At 53.2% G+C, this 12733-nt stretch carries 11 protein-coding genes; 7 read left to right on the top strand and 4 right to left on the bottom strand.

The genetic code is table 11. From position 1 onward, the window contains the following. Positions 1 to 177: 177 nt before the first annotated feature. Positions 178 to 420 (top strand): type II toxin-antitoxin system RelE/ParE family toxin, encoded by a 243-nt coding sequence (locus tag ACOZIO_RS11285; protein WP_421595280.1) that lies wholly within the window; start codon positions 178 to 180, stop codon positions 418 to 420. A gap of 199 nt (positions 421 to 619) precedes the next feature. Here ACOZIO_RS11285 and phoR read toward each other — a convergent pair whose 3' ends face one another. Both phoR and phoB read right to left on the bottom strand, forming a co-directional pair. Continuing rightward, the gene (gene phoR, locus ACOZIO_RS11280) at positions 620 to 1939 is read right to left on the bottom strand and encodes a phosphate regulon sensor histidine kinase PhoR (protein WP_129952867.1); all 1320 of its coding nucleotides are present in this window, start codon (positions 1937 to 1939) and stop codon (positions 620 to 622) included. A 22-nt stretch (positions 1940 to 1961) separates the two neighbouring features. Further along, entirely contained in the window at positions 1962 to 2651 is a 690-nt protein-coding gene (phoB, locus tag ACOZIO_RS11275; protein ID WP_013576682.1) for a phosphate response regulator transcription factor PhoB, read from the bottom strand. A gap of 227 nt (positions 2652 to 2878) precedes the next feature. Between phoB and sbcD the strand changes: the two genes are divergently transcribed. From sbcD to ACOZIO_RS11250, 5 genes are all read left to right on the top strand, one after another. Beyond that, positions 2879 to 4117, top strand: coding sequence for an exonuclease subunit SbcD (gene sbcD / locus ACOZIO_RS11270; protein ID WP_421595279.1), 1239 nt, complete (start codon positions 2879 to 2881; stop codon positions 4115 to 4117). Continuing rightward, entirely contained in the window at positions 4114 to 7362 is a 3249-nt protein-coding gene (sbcC, locus tag ACOZIO_RS11265; RefSeq protein WP_129992099.1) for an exonuclease subunit SbcC, read from the top strand. The genes sbcD and sbcC overlap by 4 nt, the downstream gene beginning before the upstream one ends. Positions 7363 to 7600: 238 nt before the next feature. Continuing rightward, positions 7601 to 8623 (top strand): ABC transporter substrate-binding protein, encoded by a 1023-nt coding sequence (locus ACOZIO_RS11260; protein WP_129992100.1) that lies wholly within the window; start codon positions 7601 to 7603, stop codon positions 8621 to 8623. Between the two features lie 11 nt (positions 8624 to 8634). Further along, positions 8635 to 9399, top strand: a complete 765-nt coding sequence (locus ACOZIO_RS11255) for an ABC transporter permease (RefSeq protein WP_129952871.1) — start codon at positions 8635 to 8637, stop codon at positions 9397 to 9399. Then, complete coding sequence (locus ACOZIO_RS11250) at positions 9396 to 10217, top strand: ABC transporter ATP-binding protein (protein WP_235173229.1); 822 nt, start codon at positions 9396 to 9398, stop codon at positions 10215 to 10217. The genes ACOZIO_RS11255 and ACOZIO_RS11250 overlap by 4 nt, the downstream gene beginning before the upstream one ends. 70 nt (positions 10218 to 10287) lie before the next feature. Here ACOZIO_RS11250 and mak read toward each other — a convergent pair whose 3' ends face one another. Beyond that, positions 10288 to 11208: a fructokinase gene (gene mak, locus ACOZIO_RS11245; protein WP_129992101.1), complete on the bottom strand. Its 921-nt coding sequence runs from the start codon at positions 11206 to 11208 to the stop codon at positions 10288 to 10290. A gap of 210 nt (positions 11209 to 11418) precedes the next feature. Between mak and rdgC the strand changes: the two genes are divergently transcribed. Continuing rightward, positions 11419 to 12333 (top strand): recombination-associated protein RdgC, encoded by a 915-nt coding sequence (gene rdgC / locus ACOZIO_RS11240; protein WP_129992102.1) that lies wholly within the window; start codon positions 11419 to 11421, stop codon positions 12331 to 12333. A gap of 84 nt (positions 12334 to 12417) precedes the next feature. On the opposite strand, the gene ppnP is transcribed toward rdgC, so the two are convergent. Next, the gene (gene ppnP, locus ACOZIO_RS11235) at positions 12418 to 12708 is read right to left on the bottom strand and encodes a pyrimidine/purine nucleoside phosphorylase (RefSeq protein WP_013576688.1); all 291 of its coding nucleotides are present in this window, start codon (positions 12706 to 12708) and stop codon (positions 12418 to 12420) included. Positions 12709 to 12733: the final 25 nt, after the last annotated feature.

Genomic DNA, 12733 nt, shown 5'->3' with positions numbered 1-12733 from the left:
CTAAACGTCTTTAAACCGATATTGTCATGCAGATTGCTCCGGAGCAACAGAGGAATCCTCATGAGGCTTGAATAAAATTCATGATCGCTTTGCGATGTTTCATGATGCTGAACAATATTTGCCTCATGACGATCTGTGGTAATAAATACTGCAGTTGTTTTTACCAGGGACGATAGCATGAACTGTTTACGTATTTTCGTTACAGAGGATTTTCACGACTTCATGACCGCCAGCAAATTGTCGGGACAGGTTATCCTCACGTCGGCACATAAACTGGCAAACGGACTTTTTGATGTGGATTTGTCCGGCAACGTTTACAAGAAGAGAATTGCGCCGACAGGGAGATCGAAATCAAGGTTTGGCCGGGCCATTGTCGCTTTCCGTTTGGAGGAGAAGATTTTTTTATCGATGGCTGGCTGAAACACAGTGTCCGTAAGAAGGGACCAGAAATTCCCGACAAACTTTTGTCTTTGTATAAGGCCATTGCTAAAGATTTGCTCAACGTCACAGAACTGCAACTCAAAGCAGAACTTCGGACTGGATTAATTAAAGAGGCGATGTCTAATGGCTGATGAACGTTTGCTAAAAGAAGCCACAGCTTGTTGCTGTGGCTTGATTTTTATCCCTTTACATCGCTTTGGCTGGCCTGTTCCGGAGGAACAATCAACTTCGGTGCCAGCGTAAACATAAAGCGCGTACCGACCCCCACTTCACTCATGACTTCAAGTTTGGTGTGGTGATGGCTGAGCGCATGTTTGACGATCGCCAGCCCGAGTCCGCTGCCGCCGGTCTGCCGCGAGCGGGCCTTATCGACCCGGTAAAAACGTTCGGTCAGGCGCGGGAGGTGCTGCGGCGCAATGCCCGGTCCGTTATCACTGATCTGGAATTGCGCGCCATGCGGCGTTTGCTGCCAGCTGACTTCAATCCGCGTCCCGGCAGGCGTGTGGTTGACGGCGTTATACACCAGATTCGATACCGCACTGCGCAACTGATCTTCATTACCAAAGACGTTCAGTTTGTCATTAATGCGAAACACCACCTCATGCCGGCCGTTGCTTAACGTTTGCACCTCACGTTCGAGCATACCGAGCATCACCGGAATATCGACTTTCTCATGCAAATCAATATTCGCTGAAGCTTCGATTTTCGACAGCGTCAGCAACTGCTTCACCAGCCCGTCCATTCGCCGCGTCTGTTCCTGCATGGTATCCAGTGCTTTGGTGCGGAAAGGTTCTTCCAGTTTGGCGTCTTCCATCATTTCCAGATATCCCTGCAATACGGTCAGCGGGGTTCTCAGCTCATGACTGACGTTAGCAAAGAAGTTACGCCGGGCACCTTCAAGCTGACGCATCTGTGTGACATCGCGTGCCACCATCAGCAGTTGCCCTTCTGAATAAGGCATAACGCGAAACTCGACGTAATGCTCGTTATTGAGTTGCAGATTCAGCGCCCGACTGAAATCGCGGGTCTGGATCCACAGCCGGAATTCCGGATAACGCAGCAGGTTGAAGATATGTTGCCCGTTATCTTCCGGCCAGCGGAAACCGAGCAGATCCTGCGCCAGCCCGTTACACCAGAAAATATTGCCTTCTTCCGTGGTCAGCACCACGGCATCGGGCAGCGATTCAGCACCGCTGCGAAAACGTTTGATCAACTGACCTAATTCGCGACGCCGACGCCGGTTGCGCATCTGCATCTGGTTAAGCCCGTAGAACAGCGGCTCCCAGCTCCAGCGGCCGTTCGGCGGCGTAATACTGCGGTCAAGCCACAGCCAGTGAGAGAGTTTAAGCTGGTTGTAATAATTCCAGCCCAGTGCCGCAACCAGCGACACAAACAGGAGCCAGCCGAAATGACCGACGAAAATACCGAGAATTAACGCTGGCAGACAAAAGAGAAAAAATTCGCCGGCCAATCGTTTCCATGACAAACGTTCTAGCACACAGATTCTCCGCTGTGAGGACTCAATAACGCGTTGAAAAACGGTATCCGGTACCACGAACAGTCTGGATCATTCTGTCATGTCCGCTGGTTTCCAACGCCTTACGCAAACGACGAATATGCACGTCTACGGTGCGATCTTCCACATAAACGTTAGTGCCCCAGACGTTATTGAGCAACTGTTCCCGGCTATAAACACGTTCAGAATGCGTCATAAAGAAGTGTAATAACTTAAATTCTGTCGGCCCCATATCAAGCGCCTGTTCGTTGGCCATCACCCGGTGAGACGAGGGATCCAGGCTTAAACCCTGCATGTCGATCACTTCTTCCACCGCCATTGGCGAGATGCGACGCATCACCGCTTTAATGCGGGCAACCAGCTCTTTCGGGGAAAACGGTTTGGTGATGTAATCATCGGCACCGACTTCGAGGCCACGCACCCGATCTTCTTCTTCACCGCGTGCGGTCAACATCATTACCGGAATTTCGCGGGTCAGCGCCTCACGTTTAAGATGCTTAATAAACTGAATACCGGAACCGCCAGGTAACATCCAGTCGAGCAGGATAAGTTCAGGGTAAGGTTCAACAAGCTGCCCAATCGCTGAATCAAAATCCTCAGCTTCTACGGCCTGATAGCCATTTTGTTCCAGTACAAAACACACCATTTCACGGATTGGAGCTTCGTCTTCAACCACCAATATACGTCTAGCCATCGTAGGTCCTGCCAATAGGTTAGCGATCTTTTATTTGATTGCGGGCGCCATTATGCGTCAGTTTTGTGACAGATTTATGAATGAAAAGAATGGTTCATTACAGTCAAATATGACAGATAATTAGCGGCCATCTCGCTGAAATTGGACTGATTTATCGGGGACATCTCCCCCCGCCGACGTTTATACTTTGCCCCATTGTCGTCATCCAGGGTTCATACAGGAGTCTCATGCGCCTGATCCACACGTCAGACTGGCATCTTGGCCAGTACTTTTTCACCAAAAGCCGTGCAGCCGAACATCAGGCATTTCTGCGCTGGCTGACCGGTCAGGTGCAGCAACATCAGGTCGACGCCGTGATTGTCGCGGGTGATATTTTCGATACCGGATCACCGCCCAGTTATGCCCGCGAATTGTATAACCGCTTCGTGGTGGAATTACAACAAACCGGCTGTCAGCTGGTGGTACTGGCTGGCAACCACGATTCCGTCGCAACACTTAATGAATCACGCGAGCTACTTTCCTGCCTGAATACGCGGGTGATTGCCACTGTCGGCGAAAATCTGTCTGAACAGATTTTGGTGCTCAGTCAGCGTGACGGAAAACCGGGCGCGGTACTGTGTGCCATCCCGTTTTTACTCCCGCGTGATCTGCTGGCCAGTCAGGCCGGTCAGTCCGGCAGCGACAAACAACTGGCATTGCAGGAAGCCATCGCCGCACATTATGACGCGCTCTGGCAGGCCGCGCAGGCCAGGCGTGATGAACTTGGCATACCGCTGCCCGTTATTGCAACCGGCCATCTGACCACCGTTGGCGTCAGTACTTCTGATTCCGTGCGTGACATCTATATAGGCACACTTGACGCCTTCCCCGCGCAGGCGTTCCCGCCGGTTGATTATGTGGCGCTTGGCCATATTCACCGCGCACAGTGCGTCGCAAAAACTCACCACATCCGTTACAGCGGTTCGCCAATTGCCCTGAGCTTTGACGAACTGAGCAAAGCCAAAAGTGTGTATCTGCTCGATTTCGACGGGGCAACGCTCAGTGCCATCGACACGCTGGAAATTCCTGTTTTCCAGCCCATGCAGATACTCAAAGGCTCGCTGGCGGAAATTGAAAAGCAACTGGCGCAGTTCGAAGGCGGCGATGCACAAAAACCCGTCTGGCTTGATATCGAAGTCGCCACGCAGGATTATCTCAGCGATATTCAGCGGCGTATTCAGGCGCTGACTGCGGATTTGCCGGTGGAAGTTGTCCTGTTGCGCCGCAGCAAAGAACAGCGCATCAGCAGCATTGAGCAGCAGGAAAAAGAGACCCTCAGTGAACTGAGCGTCAGCGACGTCTTTGAACGGCGGCTGGCGCTGGAGCCGGACCCTGATGCCCCCCGTCAGGCGCGGATGCGCACTCTTTTTGCTCAGGTTGTTGAGCAGGTCACGCACGGTCAGAATGCAGAGGACAGCGCACAATGAAAATTCTCAGCCTGCGTTTAAAAAACCTGAACTCGCTGGAAGGCGAATGGAAAATTGATTTCACTGCCGAGCCGTTCGCCAGCAACGGATTATTCGCGATCACCGGCCCGACCGGTGCAGGGAAAACCACCCTGCTTGATGCCATTTGTCTGGCGCTTTATCATCAGACGCCACGTCTGAACATCACACCAAGCCAGAACGAACTGATGACCCGCCACACCGCCGAATCGCTGGCTGAGGTGGAGTTTGAAGTTAAAGGCGTAGCTTACCGCGCATTCTGGAGCCAGCGTCGTGCTAAAAATTCGCCGGATGGCAACTTGCAGGCACCGAAAGTCGAGCTGGCGTTACTGGCCGGCGGCAAAATTCTGGCCGATAAAGTGCGCGACAAACTCGACGCCATCGCCACACTGACCGGGCTGGATTTCGGCCGTTTCACCAAATCCATGATGCTGTCTCAGGGGCAGTTCGCCGCGTTTCTGAATGCTGATGCCAACGACCGCGCCGAATTGCTGGAAGAACTGACCGGCACCGAAATTTACGGACGGCTGTCTCAGCGCGTCTTTGAGCAACATAAAGAAGCGCGCATCGTACTCGACGGTCTGCATCAGCGCATGTCCGGCATCGAACTGCTCAGCGAAGAACAACGCCAGACGCTGGAGGCACAGCATGCTGAACTGAACGCACAGGAAAACAGCCTCAGCCAACAGGCGCAGCAACGCCTGCGGGATCTGAACTGGCTGCAACAATGGCAACAGGTGCAGCAAAAACTTCAGCAATCTCAGTTGCAGCTGGCTGCCGCTGAGCAGGAAAATCTGGCCGCCGCGCCGCAGTTACAACAGCTGGCACGCAGTGAACCGGCGGAAAAACTGCGTCCGTTACTCAATGACCGTCAGCGTTGTCAGGAAGAGTCACAACGCCTTCAGCAGCATCTGACGCAACTGATACAGCAACAGGAACAGCAGATCGCGCAGATGGCGCCGCTGAACCAGGCAGCAGAACAGGCGCAAACTGCACGTCAGAAGCAGGCCGAAGAACAGCGCCGGATGCAAACGCTGATCGAAGAAAAAATCCTGCCGCTGGACGGTGAAATCGCTCAGTGGCACAAATCACTGGCAGAAACACAGCGGGCGGTCAGTGAATCGCAGAAACAGGCCGCTGACCAGAACACAACACTGCGGCAAATAACGGCAGAACGACAAAAACTGGATGAAGAAAACCGCCAGCATCAAACCCGGCAGACCGCACTGACCGAAGCCCTTAACGCCGCACAGCAGCGTCAGGCAGCTCTGGAAAAACAGCATCCGCTGGCAGCCTTACAGAAACGGCAAACAGAACTGATGCAACTCCGGCCGGTGCGACAACAGCTTTTTTCGCTCGCGCAACTTTTCCCGCAGCTTAACCAGCGCGTGCAGCAACAAAACCAAGATTTTGCGCAGTATCAGGTACAACTGGCTGAGGAAGAGCAGCGCCTGGATAAGATCCGCCTGCAATGTCAGACACAACTTGAACATCTCAACGACGTAAAAACGCTGCATAAACAGGAAATGCTGATCGTCAGCCTCGAAGCTGAACGCGCGAATTTGCAAAGCGGTAAAGCCTGCCCGTTGTGCGGCTCGACCTCGCATCCGGCGGTTGAACACTATCAGGAGATCAAACCTTCTGAAACCGCACAGCGCGTCGAGAAAATGCAGCTTGAATTCGATGCGGTAAAAGCCAGCGGTATCGAACTGGCGGCGAAGATCAAAAGCCTGAAAGAACAGCAAAGACGTCTGCAGATCCTGATGGAGCAGGATCAGCAGCAACTGAATGCGCAGACGGCAAACTGGCAACAGCTCAGCATGCCGCTGAATCTGACGTTTACCCTGCATGACACCACTGACATCTCGCAATGGCTGACCGCCCGCGACGAAGAAGAGCAGCAGTCTCAGGCGCTGACCGGCCAGCACGAACAGCTGGCACGGGCACTTCAACAGGCGAAAGATGCCCTGACTGACGCCCTGAATCTCCAACAGAAAGTACAACAGCAAAGTGCATTGCTGACCGAACGCATTACGCGGCTGGTAGAAATAGAGGCGAAATCTCAGCAAGACCTTGTCCGGTTGCAAAAACAACAGGCCGAAGGTGAAAAAGCGCTTTCTGAGCTTCATGCCCGGCGCCTCGAACTGTTCGGCGAGCGCCAGGTGGCTCAGGTTCGCGAACACTTACATCAGCAACAGCAGGCGGCAGAAAAAGCGTTCAGTGATGCCCAGACCGCGCTGCATAAGGCGCAGGAACAACGCGACCAGCTTGCCGGTCAGCTGGCCAGTGCGCAAAAGCAACAATTACAGACCAGCGCACAACTGACGCAAACGGAACAGGTGTGGCAACAGGCGCTGAGCACCAGCGGGTTTGCCGATGAAGCCGCGGTGAAAGAAGCGCTGCTTGACGACGTGCTGCGCCAACAGCTGCAGCAACGCAAAGAACATCTGCAACAACAACTTGCACAGGCTCAGGCATTACTGACTGACGCCAGAGATATGCTGGAAAAGCATCGTCTTGTCCGCCCTGCTCATCTGAGTGAATCTGACGGTGATCTTAATGCCCTGACCGTGCAGCAGACGGAACTGGCTCAACAACTGAAAGCGTTACAACAACGTCTGGGCGAAGTGAAGAACCAACTGGAAAGCGACAAGCAGCGCCACAGCGGACAACAGGCGCTGATTGCTCAGATAGCGCAGGCACAGCTGACCTGTGATGACTGGGGTTATCTCAATCAGATGATTGGGTCCAGTGACGGGGCGAAATTCCGTAAATTCGCGCAGGGACTGACCCTCGATCATCTGGTTTATCTGGCGAACCGCCAGCTGGAAAAACTGCACGGGCGCTATCTGTTACAGCGCAAAACCAGCGATGCGCTGGAGTTGCAGGTGGTCGATACCTGGCAGGCCGATGCGCTACGTGACACCCGCACATTGTCCGGCGGCGAAAGCTTCCTGGTCAGCCTGGCGCTGGCGCTGGCATTGTCTGATCTGGTCAGCGACAAAACCCGCATCGACTCTCTGTTCCTTGATGAAGGTTTCGGCACGCTTGACGCCGACACGCTGGATACGGCACTGGATGCCCTCGACAGCCTTAACGCCTCGGGTAAAACCATCGGCGTGATCAGCCATGTCGAAGCAATGAAAGATCGCATTCCGGTACAAATCAAAGTCACCAAAGTGAATGGTCTGGGTATCAGCCGTTTAAGCAGTGAATTTAAAGTCTGACCGCGATCTTTTGCGGGGCATGTCGCTAAAAATATTGCTAGCGATATGCCCTGCCGTGGATCCTGATTGTGAGCAGGCGCCCAAAAATCGCACCAGCGCAGTGCGTATCCCTTTGTCAACCTGCTGAATTTAGGCCGCTTCCCGCCCGTTAACAAACTGGCATGCCCTGTGCTTAACGTTATGTATACAAGTTGCAGTACAAGTTGCAATGTATCCATAACCGCTAAGGGAACCGCCCATGAAAAACATCAAACCAGAATGCCGTCCGGTCGATAAAAAACGCCGCCAGCTGATGCAATGGCTTGCCATTACCGGTGGCGTTTCAACCCTGGGTGGCATGATCCCGACGTCGGTTTTTGCAGCCGGCGACGATGAAATCCGTATTGGCTACTGGCCGATTGTCGGCGGTTTACCCTTGTACGTGGCACTTGAACAGGGCTTTTTTAAAGAGGTCGGGCTGAATGTGAAAGGGGTGAAATTCGCCAGCGCACAACAAATTGTTGAAGGGATGATCACCGGCAGGATCCACGGCTGCGCGAATGGTACCGCAACCGGCGCGCTGGGACTGGGGGCCATTACCTCACCGGGTCTGTTTAAAATTATCTGTTCTAATCCGTCAAACCACACGCTGGTGTTAGATGAGTTTCTGGTACCACTGAACAGCCCGGCCAAGGCTATCAGTGATCTGAAAGGCAAGAAAATTGCCTGCGGCCCGGGGATCCAGAACGTCACTATGGCGAAAATTATTCTGGAGAAAAATGGCTTCACTAACCCGTCGGTGATCGAACTGCCGGTGGGGCAACACGCACCTGCCCTGGCCGCCGGGCAAATTGACGGTGTATACACGCTCGAACCGACCGGCACCGTGGGGCGGATGAAAAATCTTTCCCGCACCCTGGAAACCGGCGTGATTTCTAAATATGTGCTCGGCAACGCCGACGCACCGTGGTTTGGCGGTGCCGCAGCACTCAACGCCAGCTTTATTGCCAGCAAGCCTGAAGAAACCAAAAAGTTTATTGCCGCTTATCAGAAAGCGGTGGAATTCATTGCGGCTCACCCTGACAAAGCGCGCGAAAATGTCGCCGGTTACACCAGCATTGAACCGGCGCTGGTGAAGGAAGTGCCGCTGCCGGGCTTTGTGATGTATTCCGGTTTAAAAGGCGACAACCTGCAATGGTTCCAGAAGTTTTATGACGTCTTTACAGAAAGGAAAATCTTCAGCAAGCCGGTGGATGTCGCTTCACTGATTTATCAGGGATGAGGGGAAACAGAATGACTTCACGCTGGTCTTCAAGATTACTGCCGCTGATCGGCCCGGTACTGCTGTTTTTATTCTGGCAACTGGCCGTCAGTGCGAAATGGCTCAATCCGGTGCTTCTGCCCTCACCCGTCGAGACACTTGGCTATATGTTCCGGTCATTTTCCGATGCGTCCATGCGCACCGATATCGGCGCCACACTCTACCGGACGCTGGTTTCCTTTGCCTTTGCCGCGGTCATTGGTGTGCCGCTGGGGGTCATGCTGGGCAGCAATGAAAAAGTTTACCGCAGCCTGGAGTTTCTGATCGACTTCTTCCGTTCAACGCCATCCTCAGCGCTTATCCCGCTGTTTATGTTGATTTTCGGCATTACGGATGCCAACAAAATCGCCATCGCCGCCTTTGCTGCCGTGCTGGTCATCCTGTTCAACAGTGCATACGGCGTGATGAATGCCAAAAAAACCCGCCTGATGGCCGCCAAAGTGATGGGTATTTCCCGCTGGCATATTTTCAAAGACATCATGCTGATGGAAAGCCTGGCACAAACCTTTGTCGGACTGCGCACCGGCGTGTCGATTGCGCTGGTGATCGTGATTGTCGCCGAAATGTTTATCGGTTCAGAAACCGGCCTCGGTCATCGGATCATTGATGCCCAGCAGGTTTTCAATATCAAAGATATGTACGCCTCGATCCTGATCACTGGTGCGCTGGGCTATCTGCTGAATCTGGCTTTTTTACTGATCGAGAAAAAAACTGTGCACTGGAGTAGCAAAGCATGACGCAACCTCTCTCGCTGAACCCTGACTACCAAGGCCCGAAGCTGCCTCAATACGCCACGCGCCCCGACACGCATGTGACAATCCGCGGGCTGAGCAAAGCCTTTGCCGGGCAACCGCTTTACACCGATCTCAATCTGGATCTGCCGCGCAGCAAAATTGTGTCGATCTTCGGCCCGAATGGCTGTGGAAAATCGACCTTAATGAATATGATCGCCGGGCTGATCCCGGTCGATAAGGGCGATATTTTATTTGACGGCAAAACGCTGGCACAAACCACCATCGGCTACGTATTTCAGAACTACCGCGATGCGCTGTTTCCGTGGATGAGCGCGCGCGCCAACATCGCCTATCCACTGGTCCGCCATGGCATGAGCAAAGCCGATGTGAATGCACGGGTTGAGGAGCTGACGCAGATGTTTGATATCCGCTTTGACCTGAAACGCTATCCGTATGAGCTTTCCGGCGGCCAGCAGCAAACGGTATGTATCATGCGGGCGCTGGCGACGCGTCCGGAAGTGATGTTCCTCGACGAACCTTTCTCGGCGCTGGACTTCGAGATGACGCTGTTTATCCGCGATAAATTGCAGGAAGTGCAACTGGCGACTGGCGTCACGATGCTGATTGTGTCACATGATCTGGAAGATGCGGTGTTCCTGGCGGATGAGATTTTACTGCTGACGCGGCGACCGACGCAGATTGCGGAAATCGTACCGTTCGACCTGCCGCGCCCGCGTGGATCGGAAATCATGAGCCATCCGGAATTTATCCGCGTCAAGGCACATACTCTGGAAGTCTTTAAGCGCGAAATGGCGCTCTGAAGGGCAACGGCGGTAAGTCACAGGGGCGCGATTTTTTTTCCTGTGACTTACTCATGATTATTTCTGGTGCTTACAACGCAAAGCGCGATTGCGGCCATAGCCAGGCCGCGCCGCGCACACCGCTCGAATCACCATGAACGGCTTTGAGGATCGGCGTTTCACATTCTCCGCCAAACACCCATTGTTTAATCAACAGCGGCACCGTCTGATACAAACGATCCACATTACTCATGCCTCCCCCGAAGACAATCACGTCCGGATCGAGGATATTTACTACGTTCGCCAGCGCCTTAGCCAGACGGCGTTCATAGCGTCCGAGCGCCAGTTCTGCGGTTTCATCCCCCTGTTCCACCCGCGCAATGATCTCAGCGCCTTTCAGCCGCTGACCGGACAAACGGAAGTAGTCTTCTGCAAAACCGGTGCCGGAAACAAAGGTTTCGACGCAGCCTGATTTCCCGCAATAGCACGGTACCTCACGGGCAAACTGAATTTCCTCTTCATCCTGCCACGGCAGCGGGTTATGTCCCCATTCCCCGGCATTGCCATTACCGCCCGCATGCGCCGCGCCGTGAAGCGCCACACCGGAACCACAGCCGGTGCCGATAATCACCGCAAATACGGTCTGACGGCCCGCCCCTGCGCCGTCAGTGGCTTCTGACACCGCCAGGCAATTCGCATCATTGGCAATATGCACTTCGCGTTTTAACAGCAGGGCCAGATCCTCATCCAGCTGTTGTCCGTTCAGCCAGACCGAATTGGAATTTTTCACCTTACCGGTAAAAGGCGACAGAGTGCCGGGTATCCCCAGCCCTACGCTGCCGCGCTGGCCTGTGGCTTTTTCAGCGTCCAGCACCAGTCCTTCGATCGCTTTGAGCGTGCGTTCGTAGTCATTTCTCGGGGTATCGACCCGTTTACGGAACAGCTCTTTACCTTCATCAGATAACGCAATGACTTCTATTTTTGTGCCGCCTAAATCAATGCCAATTCGCACGTGGTGTTCTCCTTTTACACTTTGCCAGGGTCAGTTTTTTTGAGTTTATTCAGTTTAGAAGCCAGACGCGACTGTCACCAGAATAAGCTGTTATGCAATGTTACAGGGTGCGGCGATTTCTTAACGACGACTGACGCTCAATTGGTTATCATGCCGCCCTGCATTCATTTATTCAGCGTACTACGAGTGCGCTGCGACAGGGATAACGCCATGTTATGGTTTAAGAATTTATTAGTTTACCGTTTGAGCCGTGAAGTTTCGTTATCTGCTGATGAAATGGAAAAACAGCTCAGCGCTTTCACCTTTACTCCGTGCGGTAGCCAGGACATGGCGAAAACCGGCTGGGTCTCACCGATGGGTTCTCACGGTGGCGATGCGCTGACGCATGTCAACGGCGGTCAGATCCTGATCTGCGCCCGTAAAGAAGAGAAAATCCTGCCTTCTCCGGTGATCAAACAGGAACTCCAGGCCAAGATTGAACAGCTCGAAGGTGAACAACACCGTAAGCTGAAGAAGACTGAAAAAGATTCTCTGAAAGATGAAGTACTGCACAGTCTGATGCCGCGCGCCTTCAGCCGTTTCAGCCAGACATTCATGTGGATCGACACCGTTAACGGCCTGATCATGGTTGATGCCGCCAGTGCCAAGAAAGCGGAAGACATGTTGGCGCTGCTGCGTAAAAGCCTCGGTTCGCTGCCGGTGGTACCGCTGACCATGGAGAGTCCGATCGAACTGACGCTGACCGAATGGGTGCGTTCAGGGGATACCCCGGCCGGTTTCGCATTGCAGGATGAAGCCGAACTCAAAGCGATTCTGGAAGACGGCGGTGTGATCCGCTGTAAGAAGCAGGCGCTGGTCAGCGACGAAATTGCCACACATATCGAGAATGGCAAACTGGTGACCAAACTGGCCGTTGACTGGCAGGAACGCATTGCGCTGATGCTGGCGGACGACGGCAGTATTAAACGCCTGAAATTCAGCGATGTCATTCGTGATCAAAACGAAGATATTGACCGCGAAGATTTCGCCGGCCGTTTCGATGCCGATTTCGTGCTGATGACCGGTGAACTGGCAGCGCTGATCCAGAACCTGATCGAAGCGTTAGGCGGCGAAGCTCAGCGATAATTTTCTCAGTCTGCAAAAATCAGTCCGCAAAAATAAGAAAAGGCGCTCATTGGCGCCTTTCTTGTTTCGACTGTGTCTGAATAACTATTTCGTTAAATACTTACAGAGATACGATGTGGTTTCGCCGACCTGTAAGTTGAATTCACTTTTACCCGGAATGTAGAAGGTTTCGCCTGGCTTAAAGACCTGCCAGTCCGGAGAACCTGGGATCAGCACTTTCAGAGAGCCGCTGATTACGGTCATTTCTTCCGGCTTTGCGGTGCCGAAAGTATATTCACCGACGGCCATCACGCCAACACTGGCTGAACCCGTACTTTCGCTGTCAAAACCAATCGACTTCACTTTCCCGTCAAAATACTCATTATTTTTCAACATAGATTGGCCCTTTGCGATAAATTTC

Origin of the sequence: Rahnella sp. PD4 (assembly GCF_049199325.1) — a bacterium.
In the GTDB taxonomy this organism is placed as follows: domain Bacteria; phylum Pseudomonadota; class Gammaproteobacteria; order Enterobacterales; family Enterobacteriaceae; genus Rahnella; species Rahnella perminowiae.
Note: the sequence above shows the minus strand (reverse complement) of the source record. Positions and strands in the feature narration are given on the sequence as shown.

Coding starts and splice junctions, on each gene's coding strand:
- ACOZIO_RS11285 (WP_421595280.1), top strand. CDS start 178: ATGAACTGTTTACGTATTTTCGTTACAGAGGATTTTCACGACTTCATG.
- phoB (WP_013576682.1), bottom strand. CDS start 2,651: ATGGCTAGACGTATATTGGTGGTTGAAGACGAAGCTCCAATCCGTGAA.
- sbcD (WP_421595279.1), top strand. CDS start 2,879: ATGCGCCTGATCCACACGTCAGACTGGCATCTTGGCCAGTACTTTTTC.
- sbcC (WP_129992099.1), top strand. CDS start 4,114: ATGAAAATTCTCAGCCTGCGTTTAAAAAACCTGAACTCGCTGGAAGGC.
- ACOZIO_RS11260 (WP_129992100.1), top strand. CDS start 7,601: ATGAAAAACATCAAACCAGAATGCCGTCCGGTCGATAAAAAACGCCGC.
- ACOZIO_RS11255 (WP_129952871.1), top strand. CDS start 8,635: ATGACTTCACGCTGGTCTTCAAGATTACTGCCGCTGATCGGCCCGGTA.
- ACOZIO_RS11250 (WP_235173229.1), top strand. CDS start 9,396: ATGACGCAACCTCTCTCGCTGAACCCTGACTACCAAGGCCCGAAGCTG.
- rdgC (WP_129992102.1), top strand. CDS start 11,419: ATGTTATGGTTTAAGAATTTATTAGTTTACCGTTTGAGCCGTGAAGTT.
- ppnP (WP_013576688.1), bottom strand. CDS start 12,708: ATGTTGAAAAATAATGAGTATTTTGACGGGAAAGTGAAGTCGATTGGT.